This is a genomic window from Rhodoluna limnophila (assembly GCF_005845365.1).
In the GTDB taxonomy this organism is placed as follows: domain Bacteria; phylum Actinomycetota; class Actinomycetes; order Actinomycetales; family Microbacteriaceae; genus Rhodoluna; species Rhodoluna limnophila.
This window is the reverse complement of record NZ_CP040509.1, coordinates 455,706-474,081: the sequence shown is the minus strand read 5'-3', so window position 1 is coordinate 474,081 and position 18,376 is coordinate 455,706. Positions and strand designations below refer to the sequence as shown.

The following is an 18,376-nucleotide window of genomic DNA, read 5'->3' as shown; positions in this document are numbered from 1 at the left end:
TCCGTTTTTGGGCCAGACAGCGAAAAAACCTTAAAAATCTTTGAAAATTTTTGATTTTTAGGGTGATTTTTAACCAAAAAGCGGGCACATCCAGTGAAGGTATGTGCCCGCTTGCCCTTTGTTTATAAGGATTTACGCCTTAAAAACGCCGGCCAAAGTTTTTTTGCCTCGGCGGAGAACTGCAAACCGATTTTGGATGAAAGTGTCCAGGGTTGCCTGTTCATCAGTGACTTTTTCATTGTTTAGGTAGACGCCACCCTCAGCTATGGCCCGGCGGCCAGCAGAGTTTGAAGCAACCAAACCGGTTTCAACTAACAGATCTGTAATCAGAGTTCCCGAAGTGGCGGTTGCGTTTGGCAACTCCCCCAACGCTGCAGCCAGGGTTGACGCTTCTAGGTTGGCCAGCTCACCATTACCGAAAAGAGCAGCTGAGGCATCGATTGCTGCCTGCGCTGCTTCAGCGGAGTGGACCAGAGTGGTTACTTCAAGCGCTAGACGCTTTTGTGCAGCTCGAAGGTATGGTGCTTCAAGCGTTTGGCGTTCGAGTTCTTCAATCTCGTTTCGAGTTAGGAATGTGAAAACCTTCAGGCGGTCGATGACATCTGCGTCCTCGACATTTAGCCAGAACTGATAGAACGCATAAGGGCTGGTTAGTTCAGCATCTAGCCAAACCGCATTGCCCTCAGATTTACCGAATTTCTTGCCATCGCTGTTGGTAATCAACGGCGTCGCCAAAATGTGAGCGCTCTTGCCCTCAACCTTGTGAATCAGGTCGGTGCCAGAAGTTAGGTTTCCCCACTGATCGGATCCACCAGTCTGAAGCACACAGTCGTAACGGCGGAATAATTCTAGGAAGTCAAAACCCTGGAGGATCTGGTAGCTGAATTCGGTGTAGCTGATTCCGTGCTCAGAATTTAGGCGGGCCGAAACGGCATCTTTAGACAGCATCTTGCCAACACGGAAGTACTTGCCAACATCTCGCAGAAAATCAATTGCGCTTAGCGGCGCGGTCCAGTCAAGGTTGTTTACCAACCGAGCCGCATTTGGCCCCTCGAATGCAAGAAAGCGAGATGCCTGAGTTCCGAGTTTCTCGACCCACTCGGCAACGGTTTCTTTGGTGTTCAGAGTTCTCTCTGCGGTTGGCCTTGGGTCGCCGACCAATCCGGTCGAACCTCCGATTAGCGCCAAGGGGCTGTTGCCAGCAAGTTGGAGGCGACGCATGGTCAAAAGCTGCACCAGGTTACCTAGGTGCAAACTCGCGGCGGTTGGATCAAAGCCGCAGTAGTAGGTCAGCTTTTCTGAGAGGGCCGCGCGCAGCTCGTCTTCATCGGTGGATAGTGCCACCAGACCACGCCACTTGAGCTCGTCCAGGATGTGCGGAAAGGAAGGGTCGTTACTCTGACCGCGAAGAAATTCAGCTGTTGCCATGACTATGCCTCACGCTTAGGTGCGATTTTACGCAGCGCGGCAATTTGCTCGAGCACCCGAGGCAGTGCTGTACCACCAGCACCAGCGCGCGCTTTAATCGAACCGCCCACAGTTAGGACGTCGCGAACATCAGGGGTTAGGTGCACTGAGATGGCTGCCATGTCGGCGTCAGGAACCTCGTGCAACTCAAGCTTGTTTTGCTCGCAGAAAGAAACCATGCGGCCGGTGATGTCATGAGCGTCGCGGAAGGCAACCTTCTTCTTGACTAGCCACTCGGCAACGTCAGTCGCAAGAGAGAACCCTGCCGGAGCAAGCTGCTCGAGGCGACTGCGGTTGAACTCAAGTGTGGCCACCATGCCGGTGAATGCAGGAAGCAAGACTGTCAAGGTGTCGACCATGTCGAAGACAGGTTCCTTGTCTTCCTGCAGGTCACGGTTATAGGCCAATGGCAATCCCTTGAGTGTTGCCAGAAGTCCGGTTAGGTCGCCGATGAGGCGGCCCGATTTTCCGCGAGCCAACTCGGCGATGTCAGGGTTCTTTTTCTGCGGCATGATCGACGAACCAGTTGAGTAGGCGTCGTGAAGCTTCACGTAGTCAAACTCAGCGCTAGCCCAGATGATTATTTCTTCGGAGAAGCGAGACAGGTTGATGCCGATCAGGCTAGCGATAAAAGCAAACTCTGCGACAACATCGCGGCTGGCTGTGGCATCAATTGAGTTTTGCGTTGGCCCAGCAAGTCCAAGCTCGTGAGCCACCAAATTTGGATCTAGACCCAGGGTGTTTCCGGCGAGCGCTCCTGCACCGTATGGAGAAAGATTTGCTCGCTTGCGCCAATCGTGAAGGCGCTCTAGGTCTCGGACCAATGGCCATGCGTGAGCAAGCAGGTGGTGGGAAAGTGCAACCGGCTGGGCGTGCTGGAAATGAGTGCGACCCGGCATTGCTACACCGAGGTGCTCTTCGGCACGCGATACCAAAACCTCAACGAGATCAATGACCATTGCCGAAATCTCGTTAGCTTGGTCCAGCAGGTAGGTGCGAATCAAAGTTGCTATCTGGTCGTTTCGGCTACGACCGGCGCGAACTTTGCCGCCAAGTTCAACTCCGGCGATTTCGATTAGTCCGCGCTCAAGTGCCGAATGGACGTCCTCATCGGAAGGCTTTGCCACAAAACTGCCCTGCTGAACTCGCCCGAGCAGCTCAACTAGGCTGCGGTCAAGTTTCTCGTGCTCGGCGAGAGTAAGGTAGCCGGCAGACTGAAGCGCCATGATATGTGCACGGGTGCCAGCTATGTCATAACCCGCGAGTCGCCAGTCAAAGTGCACCGAACGACTGAGAGCGACTAGGGCGTCTGACGGCCCGCCCTCGAATCGGCTTCCCCAGAGAGCGTTTGAACCTGATGCCTGGCTAGTCATATATTCCTAAATTCAATAGACACTGCTATGCAATGTGGATTTCAATAAATCTTACTTGGAGCCTTTTAGCCACCTAGGCGCGCTGAGACAACCACAGCATCAAGGCTTTTTGCGCGTGCAGGCGGTTCTCGGCTTCATCCCAAATTACAGACCTAGGCCCGTCAATAACATCGGCACTAACTTCATAGCCCCTATAGGCAGGCAGACAGTGCATGAATATGGCGTCTGACTTAGCCGCGTTGAACATCTCCTGGTCAATGGTGAAACCGTCAAAGTCGCGGATGCGCTGCTCTTTTTCGGCTTCTTGCCCCATCGAGATCCAGGTATCTGTGACAACAACATCTGCGTCAGCCACCGCTAGGTGAGGTTCACCAAATACCGATACCGAACCGCCGGTCTGATCTGCGATAGCTGCAGCCCGCGCTACTACTCCCCCATCAGGCAGGTAGTTAGCTGGGCCGGCCACTGAAACGTGCATGCCGGCTGTGGCGCAGCCAACCAAATAACTGTTGGCCATGTTGTTGCTGGCATCGCCGACGTAGGCAATCTTTAAGCCGGCAAGGTTACCCTTGTGCTCGGTAATGGTTAGCAGGTCGGCCAGGATCTGACATGGGTGGTAGTCATCGCTCAGAGAGTTGATTACCGGCACCCCAGCATGCTGCGCCATCTCTTCTAACCCTGCGTGAGCGTACGTGCGCCAAACAATCTGAGAAACCTGCCGCCCGAGCACACGAGCAGTGTCAGCTACCGACTCTTTTGCCCCCATCTGACTGGACTGGCTATCTATGATCAGCGGGACGCCGCCGAGGTCTGCCACACCAACAGCAAATGAAACACGCGTTCTGGTAGAGGTCTTATCAAAAATCAGTGCCACCGTCTGCGGCCCCTCGAATGGCTTTTGCGAGTATGGGGCCTTCTTTAGATCCAGAGCTAGGCGGAGGATCTCAGCCTGCTCGACTGGAGAGATGTCATCATCTTTCAAAAAGTGTCTAGGCATAGTGATTCCGTTCTAGTTTGGGTGCACAACTGTGCCGACGCCGGAGACAGTGAAAATTTCTAGCAGGATGCTGTGTGGCGTGCGGCCATCAATGACGTGCGAACTTGGCACACCACCCTGAACAGCGCGCAAGCAGGCTTGCATTTTTGGAATCATGCCGGACTCGAGTTTTGGCAGCAATTCCTCAAGCTCCCCGGTGGTGATTTCTGACACGAGTGAATCACGATTTGGCCAGTCACTGTAAAGACCTGGGACATCGGTCAGAACCATAAGCTTTTCGGCACCAAGCGCTACAGCCAGTGATGCCGCCGCTAGGTCAGCGTTCACGTTTAGAAGTTCACCGGCGATAGTTGGCGCGACGGTGGAAACCACCGGAATTCGTCCCGCGTCTAGGGCTTCAAACACAATCCTCGGATTTACCTGAGTGACCTCGCCGACCAGACCGATATCTACTGGACCGGTTTCAGAGTCGAGAACTGTCTTTTCAGCGCGGAACAGGTTGGCGTCCTCACCGGACATAATCACGGTCTCGGCACCGGCCTGCTCGATCATCGCTGCAAGTTGGGCTGAAATCTGCTCTCGCAGTACATCGCGAACCACACTGATGGTTTCATCTGTAGTAACGCGGAAGCCACCGCGGAACTCACTCTCGATACCGAGCTCGGCCAATCGAGCTGAAATCTGTGGACCACCACCGTGAACAACTACTGGCTTGATGCCCACCCAGCGAAGGTAGGCCATGTCCTCGGCAAATGCCTTCTGCAGAGCCTCGTCAACCATGGCGTTGCCGCCGAACTTCACCACCACGACCTTGCCGTGGAAAGCCTGCAACCAAGGCAGGGACTCAATCAGAGTCTCGGCTTTGATTGCCGCCAGGTTTTGATCTTGCTGAGCTGAAGGAATCATTAGCTTGAGTATGCGCTGTTCTCGGTCACGTACTCGTGAGTTAGGTCATTGGTATAAATGGTGGCCGAGTACGGGCCAGCATTCAATGAGATTTTTATGGCAACTTCACGAGGTGTCAGGTCAACTAATTCACGTGGCTGGTCTGGCTGTCCCTTGCGTGAAACGCTCACACCGTTGATATCGACATCGATGTCATACGGATCAAACTCAGCACTCGTCACACCTACCGCCGCCAAGATGCGACCCCAGTTGGCGTCATTTCCATAAATGGCTGCTTTAAAGAGATTGTTTCTGGCCACTGAGCGACCGACTTCCACGGCATCTGCTTCACTGGCAGCGTTGACAACCTCGATGGCAATGTCATGGCTAGAGCCCTCTGCATCACGCAACAGCTGGAGGGCCAGGCTCATACAGATATCGGTCAAAGCGGTTTGAAATTCAGACTCACTTGGGCTAACTCCGCTGGCACCAGAAGCCATCAAAGTTACCTGGTCGTTGGTCGACATACAGCCGTCTGAATCTAGACGGTCGAATGAAACTCGAGTTGCAGACCGTAATGCTCGGTCGAGCGCATCAGAGTCAACGACTGCATCGGTGGTGATGACGACCAGCATGGTTGCCAACCCAGGAGCCAACATCCCGGCACCCTTAGCCATGCCGCCGATTGCCCAACCAGATGGACTCGTGTGGTGTGCAACCTTTGCCACTGAGTCGGTAGTCATGATGGCCTGAGCCGCACTTGGCCCTGCATCTTGACTAAGAATGGCATGTGCGGCAGTGACACCGTTGAGCAGTTTTTCGCGATCGAGTTGCTCGCCGATTAGACCGGTAGAGCACACCAATACGTCACCTGCTGAGACCTCGAGAACCTCTGCAACCTTCTCTGCAGTGGCATGGGTTGTCTGAAACCCCTGAGGACCTGTGTAGCAGTTTGCGCCACCCGAGTTCAAAACAATTGCCGCGACCTGACCATCAGCGATTACCTGTTTGCTCCAGATGATTGGATTGGCCTGACAGCGGTTGGTGGTAAAAACGGCAGCGGCCGCATTCAGTGGCCCCTGGTTAACAACCAGCGCCAAGTCCAAGTTGCCCGATTTTTTGAGGCCAGCGTGAACACCCGCTGCGGTGAACCCCTTTGCATGTGTGACGGTCATCTAGTTATCTCCGTTCTGGCCAAGCGATATAGAAGTGAGTCCCGCAGTTTCTGGAAGCCCAAGAGCTATGTTCATCGACTGGATCGCGGCTCCGCCGGTTCCTTTTACTAGGTTGTCGATTGCGCATACCGAAATCAAGCGATTCGCGTGCTCATCGATTGCCAAGCCAATCGTGGCCTTGTTCTCTCCGATAATGCCTGAGGTCTTTGGGAATTCACCGCTAGGCAATACCTCGATGAACGCTTCATTGCCGTAAGCCTCTTCGTAAGCGGTGACAATTTGAAGCAAATCCACGCCTGGCTTGAGTACGGCGGTGTTCACCGCGAGGATTCCGCGTTCGAGTGAGGCCAGAACAGGCGTGAATGAAACTTGGACGGGTTCACCCGCAGCCTTGGCAAGATTTTGCTCAATCTCTGGGGTGTGACGGTGGATGCCGCCAACTTGATAGGCGTAGGCCGAACCGGTGGGTTCTTCGGCCTGAAGTTTCTCGGTAGCGCCGCGACCGGCACCCGATGTTCCAACCGTCAAAATACTGACGATGTCAGCAGGTTCAACGAGGTGGGCAGACAGGGCCGGCGCCAATCCAATTGTGATGGCCGTGACGTTGCAACCTGGCACTGCAATTCTTTTTGTGGCCTTTAGGGCCTCGCGCTGCTTTGCAGAACCGCCTTGGACCAGCAATTCAGGCATGCCATAGGTCCAGGTTCCGGCATGGGTGCCGCCATAGAACTTTTCCCAGTCAGAGGCGCTGTCGAGCCTAAAGTCGGCACCACAGTCGAGTATCAGGGTGTCCTGCCCCTGAAGCCACGCTGCGACCTCTGCAGATTTTGAATGCGGAAGGGCTAGAAAAACAACATCATGCCCCGATAGGTTTTCGGCGTTATTTTCTTTGAACACAACGTCGGCATACTTGGTCACAGATGGATGCAGAGCGGCCACGCGCTCCCCTACCATGCTGCTCGCAGTGACGGTCTTGAGCTCAAGATCTGGGTGCACGGCGATCAAGCGTAGAAGCTCTCCGCCAACGTTGCCGCTTGCACCAGCTACAGCTACTGAATAAACCATCTGCCTACCACCTGCTATGCCCGCAGCGATGCGCCAAAGCGCTCACTAGCGAGAAAGACTGCACTGTCGCGAGCCTCAGAAGCTTCTACCTGCGTGAGTGTTCTATCTTCGGCGCGGAATCTGAGCGCGAAGGTCAACGACTTCTGCCCCTCAGGCAAGTTGGCACCCCGATAGTCGTCAACCAAGACGATGCGCTCCAATAATGGACCTGCGCCCTCAGTGATCGCGGCCTGCAAATCAGCAGCCGGAACGGATGAAGGAACCAGCAGCGAAAGGTCTTGGGTTGCGGCCGGCATGACACCGAGCGCACCCGCTTGAATGACTTTTGGCGCAACGGCATACAACTGCGAAAGATCAATTTCGAATGCTGACACGCGACGAGGAAGATCGTTCTCGGAAGTGAGTTTTGGATCTAGTTCTCCGGCGTAGCCAAGGACAAAGGTTCCAGCTGCAGTTGAGACCGAAAGCTCGGCGGTTCTGCCCGGGTGGAAACCCGCTGGGCTGGCCTGACGAACAACTAGGTCTAGCCCGACGGACCGAACCACAACTCGGGCTGCCTGAATTGCATCCTGGTATGTAGTTTCAACAGCACTGACACCGACCTGCTGGGCGACTCTATTGCCAGCAAATACACCGGCGATGCGCTTGGGCTGGACCGGAATTGTTGATGCCAGTGCCTGTAGTTGAGCGTCTGTCGGACGTGCATCTCCGGCAGGCAACCCTGGATTTACCTTGACAGGCGGTGCTGGAATGAAAACCGAGCCCTCTTCAAAAATTGCAACGTCAGTCAAGCCACGAGCGATGTTCCTGCGAAGAGCATCCATCAAGCCAGGCAGGATTGATGTGCGCATTTCATTGAGGTCACCCTGCATCGGATTAGCCAATCGAACTCTGGCAGTGTCAGTAGATGCAGCAAACCACGTGTTCTGCTGAGCAGAAACAAATGGGTAGTTCAGGACCTCTACATGGCCGGAGTTAGCCAACGCAGTGATCACCGAACGGCGATGACGCTGACTTGCGGTCAATCCCCTGCCCGGAGGTGCAACTGGAAGGCGAGTTGGGATTCGGTCATAGCCGGTGATTCTGGCAACTTCTTCAACCAGGTCAGTCTTGTGTCGGAGGTCAGGCCTCCAGGTTGGCGGTATTACTTCAAAACCGCCATCGACCGAAGCTACGACGCAGCCGATGAGAGTAAGGGTGTCTACGATCTCTTTGGCTGTGTAGTCAACCCCAACCAAACCCGATGCAAAATCGGCCGGTAACCAGATTGGTGCCGCAGCACGGTGGCTGCGGAAGTCAGCACCCAAAGAGTCGGCTGTTCCGAGAGCTTGAACCTCGAGAAGCTGAACCACTCGGCCGGCCGCGAACTCAGCGATGTTTGAATCTACGCCCCGCTCAAATCGCTTGGACGCCTCAGACGGAAGTTTGTGACGGCGGGCAGTTCGAGCGATGGAAATTGGCTCAAAGTGGGCAGCCTCAATCAGAACGTTGACTGTGGTTTCTGAAACTTCAGTACTTAGACCGCCCATAACACCGGCTAGACCGATTGCACCAGAATCATCTGCAATTACTAGGTCCTCAGGGTGGAGTTTTCGCTCCTGCCCGTCAAGGGTGACCAAAACTTCGCCGGCCTTTGCTCGCCTAACGACCATACCGCCCTGGATTTTATCCAAGTCGTAAGCATGAATAGGTTGGCCGAGTTCAAGCATCGCGTAATTTGTGATGTCAACAATCAGCGAAATTGACCGCATGCCTGCAAGCTTTAGGCGCGCGACCATCCATGGTGGTGTTGGGCGCTTGGCATCTACGCCCTTAACGGTTCGAAGGACAAAACGCTCCGAACCGATCTTCTCTCGAATCGGTGACTGGTCGTCAATCTTCAGTGAGAATCCGTGCCCAGCCTCTGGGTGCACGTTACCAATTGGGTCGCGGAAGTCGCTACCGGTGGCGTGAGAATACTCGCGGGCGATACCGCGGATTGAGAAACAGTAGCCACGGTCTGGAGTGACGTTGACTTCTGCTGCCTTCTCATTGAGGTTCAGCACCTCTAGCGCGTCTGTGCCAACCTTCGGATCAAGACCCAGCTCGTGAAGCCGGATGATGCCAGCGTGGTCATCGTTGAGGTTGAGTTCTCGGGCCGAGGCCATCATTCCGTCACTAACGTGACCGTAAGTCTTGCGCGGAGTGATGTGAAAATCACCCGGTAGAACTGCACCCGGCAAGCAGACAACAACTTTGTCGCCGACTTCAAAATTGCTGGCACCGCAGACGATTCCTCGAACGTCATCGCCACCATCAGCAGCCTTCATACCCTCGGCTGCGACACGAACCTGACACCAGCGAATGGTCTTACCGTTTGACTGTTCTTCTGGGGTGAACTCGAGCACCTGGCCAACCACCACCGGTCCAGAGACACCAAATGAGTGCGAGCCTTCTTCTTCAAGGCCAATTTTTACGAGCTCGGCCATCACACTGTCTGGGGTGGCATCGCCAGGGAGATCGACGTACTCCGCCAACCATGAAAGTGGAACGCGCATTAGATCGAAACTCCAAACTGCTCACTGAAGCGAACATCTGCTTCAACCATGTCGTGCATGTCTCGCACATCATTTCGGAACATCAGGGTGCGCTCAATACCCATACCGAACGCAAACCCGGTGTACTCCTCAGGATCAATACCCGCGGCCTTTAGGACGTTTGGGTTCACCATTCCGCAACCACCCCATTCGACCCAGCGAGCTCCGCCCTTGGCGCCAGGATGCCAAACATCCAACTCAGCCGATGGCTCGGTAAACGGGAAGAACGAAGGACGCAAGCGAATCTGTGCATCGGGACCAAACATGATGCGAGCGAAATGCTCGAGAGTACCGCGCAGGTCGGCCATGGTCAGGCCCTTGTCAATCGCCAAGCCCTCAACCTGGTGGAAGACCGGGGTGTGGGTGGCATCGAGTTCATCGGTGCGGAAAACGCGCCCAGGACAGAGCACATACAGTGGTAGGTCGCGCTCGAGCATGGAACGAACCTGCACTGGAGAAGTGTGGGTGCGAAGGACCAAATTGGCCTCCACCGGCTCAACAAAAAATGTGTCCTGCATTGCTCGCGCAGGGTGGTCAGCGTCAAAGTTCAAAGCGTCGAAGTTGAACCATTCGCTTTCGATTTCAGGGCCTTCGGCAATCTCCCAGCCCATGCCTACGAAAACATCAGCGATGGTGTCCTGGAGCAAACTCAATGGGTGGCGTGCGCCGATGCGTGATGTTTGAGCTGCTGCCGTGACATCGACCGATTCAGCCGCAAGCTTTGCCTGCTCTTCGATGGCAGAGAACTCTGCCTCCTTGGCGCTAAATGCTGCGTTAAGTTGGCCGCGGGCTTGACCAATCATGGCACCGGCGGCTGCTTTGAATTCGTTTGGAACGCTGCGCATCTGGGCGTTCAACTTAGCAATTGGCGATTGCTCACCGATAGCCTGGGCGCGAGCAGCCTTGAGGGCCGCGAGATCTTCGGCTGCTTGGATTGCAACTAGTGCCTCAGCAACGGCCGAATCTACAGCGGATTGAGTGATTGGATTTTCAGCAGACATAGGCTTCTAAGTCTACTGATTACCGCAGATTACTGCCCTAGGCTCCAGTATTTTGAGCGAAGGCAGAGGCGTAGAGGCAGATGCTCGCAGCTGTGGCTAGGTTCAGCGACTCTGCGGCTCCGTAAAGGGGAACTGCAACCTCACGGTCAACCTGCTCGAGAGTGCTTTGCTCGAAACCCCACGCCTCGTTACCAAATACCCAAGCGGTTGGAGCCTGCAAAACCTCAGGTTTAAGATCAGGGATTTGTTCGCCGCCGCCGTTGGCCGCAAACACCTGAATTCCTGCCGCCTTGAATTTATCGATTGCGGTTTCAATGTCGATGTCGATGACAATCGGCAGGTGAAAAATTGATCCGGTCGTAGAGCGAACTACCTTCGGGTTGTAAACATCGACACTGTTGCTGCTGAAAATGACAGCATCGGCACCCGCAGCGTCTGCGGCACGAAGGACGGTACCAGCATTGCCAGGGTCCCGAATGTTTGCCAGAAAGGCAATCAAAGTTGGCTTGGACTCTAGAACATCATCCAGTGAGACATCCAGTTGCTCGCATACGGCAACTACGCCCTGAGGGGTTGTGGTGTCAGAAAGTGCTTTGAGCACTGGCTCAGTTACCAGTTGCACCTGAATGCGCTTGGATTCTGCTCGATCAAAGAGTTCCGGGTAGCGCGAAACGGCTTCCTCGGTTGCGTACAACTCGACGATTAGCCTCGGTCGTTCGAGTGCCTCTTTGAGTCCTTGAGGTCCCTCAAGCAGAAAGAGCCCGGTCGAGGACCGGGCGTCTTTCTTAGTGAGCTTGGCAACCCCACGGACCTTGGCGGCCTTGGGATCAGTTAGCAATTGACTTACTTAACCTTTGGTGCAGAGGTGTCTGCAGGAAGTGCAGCCTTTGCGGTTGCTACTAGGGTTGCGAAAGTCTTGGCATCGTTTACAGCTAGGTCAGCCAGGATACGACGGTCAACCTCAATACCAGCAAGGTTAAGACCCTGGATGAAGCGGTTGTAAGTCATGCCGTTTAGGCGAGCTGCTGCGTTGATGCGCTGGATCCAGAGGCGACGGAAGTCACCCTTGCGGGCACGGCGGTCGTTGTATGCGTAAACCAACGAGTGCAGCATCTGCTGCTTTGCCATGCGGTACAGACGTGAGCGCTGGCCGCGGTAACCCTTAGCGCGCTCTAGTACGGTACGACGCTTCTTAGCGCCGTTAACCGCGTTTTTTACTCTTGCCATTTGATGCTCCTAGTGAAGTTTGAAAGAACTCGGGCTTACTTGCCGAGAAGGGTCTTTAGGGTCTTGTAGTCGGCCTTTGAGACAACCTGGTCTACGTTTAGGCGACGCTTGCGACGGTTCGACATGTGCTCCTGGTTGTGGCGCATGTTGATCTGTTCTTTCATGATCTTGCCGCTACCGGTGAAGCGGAAACGCTTCTTGGCGCCCGAGTGGGTCTTCTGCTTTGGCATTGCTATCTCCTGTTTCTACTCGGCAGCTTCTGCTGCCGATTCCTTTGGCTGTTCTGGGCTTACCTGGTCTTTGGCTGCTGCCTTAGACACCTTGTCTGCCGCTTTTTTGGCTTCTGCTTTGGCATCTGCCTTGTTCTTTAGCGGACCGATGACCATAACCATGTTTCGTCCGTCGATCGAAGGATTCGATTCGACTGCACCCAACTCGGCTACTTCTTCGGCAAGCTTCTGAAGCAACTTGATACCCATTTCTGGGCGAGACTGTTCGCGACCACGGAAAACCACGATCACCTTGACCTTGTCACCGGCCTTGAGGAAGCGTTCGATCTGGCCACGCTTTGTGCCATAGTCGTGAGCATCAATCTTTAGACCGAAACGAACGGTCTTAAGAATGGTGTTGACCTGGTTTTTACGTGCCTCGCGAACCTTCTGTGCAGCTTCGTATTTGAACTTGCCGAAGTCCATCAGCTTTGCAACTGGTGGCTTAGAAGTTGGGGCAACCTCGACTAGATCAAGGTCCTGCTCCTGCGCCATGCGCAAGGCATCTTCAATTCGGACAACGCCAATCTGCTCACCTGCGGCGCCGACGAGGCGAACCTCTGGCACGCGGATGCGCTCGTTGATACGGGGATCGCTGATAAGTTGCTCCTCTAAACGTGACATGAATGGCCACGCTTGCGGCAAATGCCGATGAGCGCACAGAAACGAAAGTTTCATAAGCTTTACCCGGCAACCTATAAGAGTCGGTAGACGCGGGTGGGAAATGAATCCACTTCTGACCGAGGATAAACCTCGGAGCCATGGGTTAGCCTAGCAGAAAGATTACAAAAGGAGAAGCCCCTTGGCTGAGTTCAAAGATGTTGCTGACCAGGTACGCGATATTGCGGAGGTTCCAGCGGTAGAGGTTATTACCACCACTGCTGTGCACTTGATGAGCGCCGCCGCGGTTCAGTGCGGTTTGAGCGAGGATGGTTCAAAGGGTGACCTGGACGAAGCGCGAAAGCTAATCAATGCTCTAGCAGGTCTAGTTACCGCTTCAGCAGCGGAGATCGGTGACCACCACGCGAGGCCATTGCGCGACGGACTTCGATCGCTTCAGTTGGCTTTCCGAGAGGCTTCGGCAATCAAAGATGCTCCGGGAGCAGGCCCGGGCGAAAAATTCACCGGACCGGTCAACTAGCCGCCAACTATCGGGCTTGCTGAATCTCAACCTTCATCGAGTCAACTACGTCACCAAGGTTTGGGATTGTGGACCACTGATTCACAAGTTGAGTCACAACACTCTGCAGTTCTGCCTGGGCCAGGCCCGGTTTCATTTCGAGTGAGATAACCAATTCAGGCCCCGATAGTCTCGACATGAGGTCACCAGAACGTAGATTCAGCGAACGAACAGCTGGCTGACTTCCCAATTGTGCGGTGAACGCCCCAAAGAGTTCGCGATTGAGATGCGGAGGAATCCAGGCTTTCTGCTTGGCCAACGCCTCAATCGCAGGGCGCCTAATTACAAATTCGGTTGGTGAACCCGGATCCAGAATCACCCGCTTGGTGCCTTCGCTCGCAGCAGCCAGCGCGACCCGCACTGCATCACTTGGTACTGGGCGGGCTTTGGTATTCCAAGCCGACATTGCTGTTACCGAGCTGAACACCGGAAGCCCGGTCTCGCCATCGGGAGTCTTAACCGTCACGATGGAGAGGTCGGCACTTTTGTCGACAGTCTGACCATGCGCACCCTGACCTGATTCACCAAGGTCAGCCAACAGTGGAATCAACAGGCGGGATTTCGACACTTCTGCGATTACCTTGCTCGCATCGCCAGACATTTGAAATTCAGCAATTGCCAGGATTAGCTCTGGTCGCGCGGATCCATCGTCGTCGGAAAATGGATTTTGTTCGAAGCTGCGGCCCTCCCACGGCACACCAGCTGAATCCGCTAGCGGATTGGTGTTGATGTGCTCGTGGTCGTGGCTTTTCATGATCTAGGCGTTTGCGATCTCGAGTGCTTCTCCGAGCGTAAATTTGTTGGCGTAAAGCGACTTACCGAGAATTGCACCCTCAAGCCCCTCTCCTACCAAAGCTCGCAAATCACGGATGTCCTGCAGTGAGCTGATGCCTCCAGATGCCACAACTGGCTTATCGGTGCGCTTCATGACCTCACGAAGCAAATCTATGTTTGGGCCACGAAGGGTGCCGTCCTTGGTTACATCGGTAACCACGTAACGAGCACAACCTGCTGCCTCGAGACGAGCGAGCACCTCCCAGAGGTCGCCGCCCTCGCGAGTCCAACCGCGTGCAGCGAGGGTGGTACCGCGAACATCTAGACCGACGGCAATTGCATCACCAAATTTGGCAATGACGCGCTCGGTCCAGTCAGGGTTTTCTAGAGCTGCTGTGCCCAAGTTGACGCGGGTTGCGCCAGCCTCGAGGGCCGCCTCAAGGGAAGCATCGTCACGGATACCACCGGAGAGTTCGATCTTTACCGATGAAGCCGAGTCAACAACGTCACGAATGATGGCGCGGTTATCGCCACGTCCGAATGCGGCATCTAGATCGACTAGGTGGATCCACTCAGCGCCAGCCTGGATCCAGGTCTGGGCCGCCTCAAGTGGGCTGCCGTAATCGGTCTCTGAACCTGCTTCACCCTGGGTTAGGCGAACGGCCTTTCCGTCAGCAACATCGACAGCTGGAAGTAACTCTAGGTAGTTAGCCATTTAAATCTCTTTCCTTGATACTAAAAAGTGCCCAGCCAATTGCTGAGAAGTTTGATGCCCGCTTGCCCGGATTTCTCTGGGTGAAACTGGGTGGCCGACAACGGACCATTTTCGACAGCTGCGATGAAGCGGCAGCCATATTCTGCCCAGGTAACTTGAGGGTGGGTCAACGGCCCCTGCTCATCCATCTGCCAGTTTCTTACTCCGTAAGAGTGAACGAAGTAGAAACGCTCCTGCTCGATTCCGCTGAACAATTTGGTGGCCGCAGGGGGCTGAACAGTGTTCCAACCCATGTGCGGCAGAACTGGTGCGTCGAGTTTTTCAACGATTCCTGGCCACTGCCCGAGGCCTTGGGTCTCAATCCCGTGTTCTAGGCCTTGCTCGAACATAACCTGGAGCCCAACGCAAATTCCAAGTACCGGTTTGCCGGCGACCAATCTGCGGTCGATAAGCTCGGCACCCTTCACATCATTGAGTTGCTCCATAACGGCAGTGAAGGCGCCGACACCCGGAACCACCAAACCATCAGCCGCAAGCACGGCTTCACGGTCTTTAGTGAGTTCAACGCGGGCGCCAGCTACCTCTAAGGCCTGGGCCACTGAGTGGACGTTACCGCTGCCGTAATCTAAAACGACTACGCGGGGTGCAATCACAAAGCACCCTTGGTAGAAGGAATGCCGACTACACGTGCGTCGTTTTCAACGGCCTTACGGAATGCACGAGCAAACGCCTTGAACTCAGCTTCGGCGATGTGGTGCGGATCGCGGCCGTCAAGAACAGTCACGTGCACCGTGATGCCCGCATTTAGAGAAATAGCCTCAAAAACGTGGCGAATCATCGAACCAGTGAAGTGCCCACCAATTAGGTGAAATTCAAATCCTGCAGGCTCACCGGTGTGAACGAGGTAAGGGCGGCCTGAAACATCAACAACAGCGCGAGCAAGTGCGTCATCTAGCGGGACGGTCGCGTCGCCGTAGCGCCCGATACCAGCCTTGTCGCCCAGAGCCTGACGAATCGCCTGACCCAAAACAATCGCGGTGTCCTCAACTGTGTGGTGCACATCGATGTGAGTATCTCCGGTGGCGCGGACCGAAAGGTCGACGAGTGAGTGCTTTGCAAATGCGGTTAGCAGGTGGTCAAAGAACGGGACAGAAGTCGAGATGTCCGCGCGACCAGTGCCATCAAGGTTGAGCGTCAACTCAATTGAAGACTCTGAGGTGCTGCGCTGCAATGATGCAGACCGGCTCATAGTTTTACCTTTCGCAAAGCGATTTTCGAATTCTCTAAGTCTAGCGAATTGCTACTTTGCTAGGACTTCGCGCAGTGCCTCCAGGAAAGCCGTGGTCTCAGCCTCAGTACCTGCGGATACTCGAAGGGTTCCTGGAATGCCAACGTTGCGAATTAGGACACCCTTGGCCAAGAGGGCTTCAAAAACAGCATTCGAGTCCTCGAGCCCTCCGAATAACACAAAATTTGCGTCGGATCGGAATGGATCTAGCCCCATGTCCTTCAGCTCGATGACGATTCGGTCGCGCTGGTATCGAATGTCGTCAACGGTGGCCAGCATTGTTTCAGAGTGAGCCAGGGCTCCTTCAGCAGCTGCCTGAGTAAATGCGCTCAGGTGATACGGCAGTCGCACAAGCCGTAGGGCATCCACGACAGCCGGGTCTGCAGCGAGGTACCCCACTCGGGCACCGGCAAACGCGAAAGCCTTTGACATGGTTCGGCTAATTAGAAGGCGTTCACGACCAGGCAAGAGGCTTACAGCGCTAACCTCGGTGACTCCGCCAAATTCGGCATAGGCTTCGTCAACCACAACGATGCCGCCAGTTGCCTCTGAGACAGCGTCATAAGCAGCCTCAACACAACTCAGGCTGAGGGGCGTACCGGTTGGGTTGTTTGGTGAACACAGCATGACGATGTTCGGACGCTCAGCGAGGATTGCACTACGAATGTGCTCGGGAGTCAGTTCGTAGCGATCAAGACGCGGGTAATCGACGTAATCGGTTCCCGTACCCTGAGCGATTAGGCCGTACATCGAGTAGGTCGGATTGAAACCAAGGGCCTTGCGCCCGGGGCCACCGAAGGCTTGGAAGATGTGTTGGAGGACCTCGTTTGAACCGTTAGCAGCCCAAATGTTTTCGACTGCTAGGTCAGCGTCAAGATAATCGGCTAATGCCTGACGAAGTGCAGTGAATTCACGATCTGGATACCGGTTGATGTCTAAAACCGCTGCAGCCAAACGGCCGATGATGTCGACTGCGACGTCTTCGGGAATACGGTGTGTGTTCTCGTTCACGTTTAGCGCAACAGGAACGGAAAGTTGAGGTGCACCGTAGGGTTTGCGCCCTTGTAGGTCACTGCGTAGGGGAAGGTCTTCTAGATTAGCCACCCGACTAGGTTACCGGAGGGCGGTGCCGAGAACCTCGGAACGACTAGTTAGGAAGCGCGATCTTTTGCCCTGGCTGCACCTCGGTGGTTCCGAGGCCGTTTAGGTTCACAACGTCCACGATCCAGTCGCGAGGGTCACGGTTTGGAGCTAGCTCCTCAGCCATGCTCCAAAGGTCTTGGCCGGCAGAAACGGTTACGTACTGAAACGTGACTTGAGCTGCTGATGAGTTTGCGTTGGCATTGCTGGCGCCGAAACCGTTGGCTGTTGCGATGAAACCCGCAGTTGCAACCGCAAGGATGATTGCGCTTCTAACAAAGCGTCGACCAGCAGTGCTCAACTTGACCTGGTTCTCAACACGAACGGTTGGACGGACCATGCGAGTGGTTGGTGTGTAGCTAGACATCTGAAACACCTCTCAATTGAAACCTTTGTTTCGAACAGTTGTTCGCTTTAGAACAAGAATACAAATAACCACCGACAATTTGTCAAGAAAAATTTGTTTTATTCGAAAATGTGTTTGATTTATACCTGTTTTACGAATACTCTTTCGATAGTTCTAGATTCAAACAGGTACCCATGACAATCACGAAAGGCCTGGCGATGGAAGAAAAGCGCTCCACGAGACGTGCATCCAGCTTGAGCCCAATGCAGGAGAGAATTCTGCAGGCTATTCAACGATCTAAGGCTGAACGTGGTTACGTGCCAAGCATGCGCGAAATCGGTGAAGAAGTTGGGCTGGCCTCACCTGCCAGCGTTAGTCACCAGTTGAATCAACTTGAACTTGCCGGCTACATCAGCCGAGACCCTAAGCGCCCTCGCACAATTGACGTCTTGATCGAACTGCCGGGCTGGGAGGGACAAAGCTCCGAAAGCAGCGAAAACGCAACCCCGATCGGCGATGCGGCCATGGTTCCGATGGTCGGTCAAATTGCGGCTGGTACCGCAATCACCGCCGAGCAGAACGTTGAGGAGATTTTCCCCCTCCCCCGACAGCTAGTCGGAAAGGGAGATTTGTTCCTATTGAAAGTAAAAGGCGAGTCGATGATTGACGCAGCAATTTGCGATGGCGACTGGGTAGTTGTGCGCCAACAGCAGAATGCCGAAAACGGAGACATCGTTGCGGCCCTGCTAGAGGACGAGGCCACAGTAAAGACCTTCAAGCAGCAGGACGGCCACACTTGGCTGTTGCCTAGGAACTCAGAATTTGCACCAATTCTTGGCGACCATGCAGTAATCATGGGCAAAGTTGTTGCGGTTCTCCGCTCGGTCTAAGCCCCAGC

General features: G+C 54.6%; 20 protein-coding genes. 2 read left to right on the top strand and 18 right to left on the bottom strand.

The annotated features are described in order from the left end of the window. Positions 1-132 precede the first annotated feature (132 nt). From tyrS to infC, 12 genes are all read right to left on the bottom strand, one after another. The gene (gene tyrS, locus FFA38_RS02345) at positions 133-1,428 is read right to left on the bottom strand and encodes a tyrosine--tRNA ligase (RefSeq protein WP_138315411.1); all 1,296 of its coding nucleotides are present in this window, start codon (positions 1,426-1,428) and stop codon (positions 133-135) included. A 2-nt stretch (positions 1,429-1,430) separates the two neighbouring features. After that, positions 1,431-2,840, bottom strand: a complete 1,410-nt coding sequence (gene argH, locus FFA38_RS02340) for an argininosuccinate lyase (protein WP_138315410.1) — start codon at positions 2,838-2,840, stop codon at positions 1,431-1,433. A gap of 73 nt (positions 2,841-2,913) precedes the next feature. Beyond that, the gene (gene argF, locus FFA38_RS02335; RefSeq protein ID WP_138315409.1) at positions 2,914-3,837 is read right to left on the bottom strand and encodes an ornithine carbamoyltransferase; all 924 of its coding nucleotides are present in this window, start codon (positions 3,835-3,837) and stop codon (positions 2,914-2,916) included. A gap of 12 nt (positions 3,838-3,849) precedes the next feature. Further along, a complete protein-coding gene (gene argB, locus FFA38_RS02330) occupies positions 3,850-4,743 on the bottom strand; it encodes an acetylglutamate kinase (protein ID WP_138275212.1) in 894 nt (297 codons plus the stop codon). Further along, the gene (gene argJ / locus FFA38_RS02325) at positions 4,743-5,897 is read right to left on the bottom strand and encodes a bifunctional glutamate N-acetyltransferase/amino-acid acetyltransferase ArgJ (protein ID WP_138275211.1); all 1,155 of its coding nucleotides are present in this window, start codon (positions 5,895-5,897) and stop codon (positions 4,743-4,745) included. The genes argB and argJ overlap by 1 nt, the downstream gene beginning before the upstream one ends. Further along, positions 5,898-6,962: an N-acetyl-gamma-glutamyl-phosphate reductase gene (gene argC / locus FFA38_RS02320; protein ID WP_138315408.1), complete on the bottom strand. Its 1,065-nt coding sequence runs from the start codon at positions 6,960-6,962 to the stop codon at positions 5,898-5,900. A 14-nt stretch (positions 6,963-6,976) separates the two neighbouring features. Then, the gene (gene pheT, locus FFA38_RS02315; RefSeq protein WP_138315407.1) at positions 6,977-9,499 is read right to left on the bottom strand and encodes a phenylalanine--tRNA ligase subunit beta; all 2,523 of its coding nucleotides are present in this window, start codon (positions 9,497-9,499) and stop codon (positions 6,977-6,979) included. Beyond that, positions 9,499-10,539, bottom strand: a complete 1,041-nt coding sequence (pheS, locus tag FFA38_RS02310; protein ID WP_138315406.1) for a phenylalanine--tRNA ligase subunit alpha — start codon at positions 10,537-10,539, stop codon at positions 9,499-9,501. Before pheS ends, pheT begins: the two co-directional genes overlap by 1 nt. A 37-nt stretch (positions 10,540-10,576) precedes the next feature. Next, complete coding sequence (locus FFA38_RS02305; protein ID WP_138315405.1) at positions 10,577-11,377, bottom strand: TrmH family RNA methyltransferase; 801 nt, start codon at positions 11,375-11,377, stop codon at positions 10,577-10,579. A gap of 5 nt (positions 11,378-11,382) precedes the next feature. Then, complete coding sequence (gene rplT / locus FFA38_RS02300) at positions 11,383-11,766, bottom strand: 50S ribosomal protein L20 (protein WP_138275206.1); 384 nt, start codon at positions 11,764-11,766, stop codon at positions 11,383-11,385. A gap of 35 nt (positions 11,767-11,801) precedes the next feature. Next, positions 11,802-11,996 (bottom strand): 50S ribosomal protein L35, encoded by a 195-nt coding sequence (gene rpmI, locus FFA38_RS02295; RefSeq protein WP_138275205.1) that lies wholly within the window; start codon positions 11,994-11,996, stop codon positions 11,802-11,804. Positions 11,997-12,011: 15 nt separating this feature from the next. Then, positions 12,012-12,659, bottom strand: coding sequence for a translation initiation factor IF-3 (gene infC / locus FFA38_RS02290; protein ID WP_138315404.1), 648 nt, complete (start codon positions 12,657-12,659; stop codon positions 12,012-12,014). Positions 12,660-12,837: 178 nt separating this feature from the next. Here infC and FFA38_RS02285 point away from each other — a divergent pair, with 178 nt between their 5' ends. Further along, positions 12,838-13,176 carry a DUF1844 domain-containing protein gene (locus FFA38_RS02285; RefSeq protein ID WP_138275203.1) on the top strand — a complete coding sequence of 113 codons (339 nt, stop codon included), beginning with the start codon at positions 12,838-12,840 and terminating at the stop codon, positions 13,174-13,176. Between the two features lie 7 nt (positions 13,177-13,183). On the opposite strand, the gene FFA38_RS02280 is transcribed toward FFA38_RS02285, so the two are convergent. Genes FFA38_RS02280 through FFA38_RS02255 form a run of 6 tightly spaced genes read right to left on the bottom strand, consistent with a single transcriptional unit; the run spans position 13,184 to position 17,499 of the window. Beyond that, on the bottom strand, positions 13,184-13,969 hold the full coding sequence (locus tag FFA38_RS02280; protein ID WP_138315403.1) for an SseB family protein: 786 nt from the start codon (positions 13,967-13,969) through the stop codon (positions 13,184-13,186). 3 nt (positions 13,970-13,972) lie between these two features. Beyond that, entirely contained in the window at positions 13,973-14,704 is a 732-nt protein-coding gene (priA, locus tag FFA38_RS02275) for a bifunctional 1-(5-phosphoribosyl)-5-((5-phosphoribosylamino)methylideneamino)imidazole-4-carboxamide isomerase/phosphoribosylanthranilate isomerase PriA (RefSeq protein WP_138315402.1), read from the bottom strand. A 20-nt stretch (positions 14,705-14,724) separates the two neighbouring features. Next, entirely contained in the window at positions 14,725-15,357 is a 633-nt protein-coding gene (gene hisH, locus FFA38_RS02270) for an imidazole glycerol phosphate synthase subunit HisH (protein WP_138315401.1), read from the bottom strand. Next, positions 15,354-15,953 (bottom strand): imidazoleglycerol-phosphate dehydratase HisB, encoded by a 600-nt coding sequence (gene hisB / locus FFA38_RS02265; protein WP_138315400.1) that lies wholly within the window; start codon positions 15,951-15,953, stop codon positions 15,354-15,356. Before hisB ends, hisH begins: the two co-directional genes overlap by 4 nt. 51 nt (positions 15,954-16,004) lie before the next feature. Further along, complete coding sequence (locus tag FFA38_RS02260) at positions 16,005-17,096, bottom strand: histidinol-phosphate transaminase (protein WP_138315399.1); 1,092 nt, start codon at positions 17,094-17,096, stop codon at positions 16,005-16,007. Positions 17,097-17,139: 43 nt separating this feature from the next. Beyond that, entirely contained in the window at positions 17,140-17,499 is a 360-nt protein-coding gene (locus tag FFA38_RS02255) for a hypothetical protein (RefSeq protein ID WP_138315398.1), read from the bottom strand. 197 nt (positions 17,500-17,696) lie between these two features. Between FFA38_RS02255 and lexA the strand changes: the two genes are divergently transcribed. Continuing rightward, entirely contained in the window at positions 17,697-18,368 is a 672-nt protein-coding gene (gene lexA, locus FFA38_RS02250) for a transcriptional repressor LexA (RefSeq protein WP_138276032.1), read from the top strand. The last annotated feature ends 8 nt before the right edge of the window (positions 18,369-18,376 follow it).

Bases quoted from the DNA above. Each gene is read 5' to 3' on its own strand.
- lexA (WP_138276032.1), top strand. From the start codon at position 17,697: ATGGAAGAAAAGCGCTCCACGAGACGTGCATCCAGCTTGAGCCCAATG.
- hisB (WP_138315400.1), bottom strand. From the start codon at position 15,953: ATGAGCCGGTCTGCATCATTGCAGCGCAGCACCTCAGAGTCTTCAATT.
- argH (WP_138315410.1), bottom strand. From the start codon at position 2,840: ATGACTAGCCAGGCATCAGGTTCAAACGCTCTCTGGGGAAGCCGATTC.
- tyrS (WP_138315411.1), bottom strand. From the start codon at position 1,428: ATGGCAACAGCTGAATTTCTTCGCGGTCAGAGTAACGACCCTTCCTTT.
- argF (WP_138315409.1), bottom strand. From the start codon at position 3,837: ATGCCTAGACACTTTTTGAAAGATGATGACATCTCTCCAGTCGAGCAG.
- argB (WP_138275212.1), bottom strand. From the start codon at position 4,743: ATGATTCCTTCAGCTCAGCAAGATCAAAACCTGGCGGCAATCAAAGCC.
- pheT (WP_138315407.1), bottom strand. From the start codon at position 9,499: ATGCGCGTTCCACTTTCATGGTTGGCGGAGTACGTCGATCTCCCTGGC.
- rpmI (WP_138275205.1), bottom strand. From the start codon at position 11,996: ATGCCAAAGCAGAAGACCCACTCGGGCGCCAAGAAGCGTTTCCGCTTC.
- argJ (WP_138275211.1), bottom strand. From the start codon at position 5,897: ATGACCGTCACACATGCAAAGGGGTTCACCGCAGCGGGTGTTCACGCT.
- argC (WP_138315408.1), bottom strand. From the start codon at position 6,962: ATGGTTTATTCAGTAGCTGTAGCTGGTGCAAGCGGCAACGTTGGCGGA.
- priA (WP_138315402.1), bottom strand. From the start codon at position 14,704: ATGGCTAACTACCTAGAGTTACTTCCAGCTGTCGATGTTGCTGACGGA.
- pheS (WP_138315406.1), bottom strand. From the start codon at position 10,539: ATGTCTGCTGAAAATCCAATCACTCAATCCGCTGTAGATTCGGCCGTT.
- infC (WP_138315404.1), bottom strand. From the start codon at position 12,659: ATGTCACGTTTAGAGGAGCAACTTATCAGCGATCCCCGTATCAACGAG.
- FFA38_RS02280 (WP_138315403.1), bottom strand. From the start codon at position 13,969: ATGAAAAGCCACGACCACGAGCACATCAACACCAATCCGCTAGCGGAT.
- rplT (WP_138275206.1), bottom strand. From the start codon at position 11,766: ATGGCAAGAGTAAAAAACGCGGTTAACGGCGCTAAGAAGCGTCGTACC.
- FFA38_RS02255 (WP_138315398.1), bottom strand. From the start codon at position 17,499: ATGTCTAGCTACACACCAACCACTCGCATGGTCCGTCCAACCGTTCGT.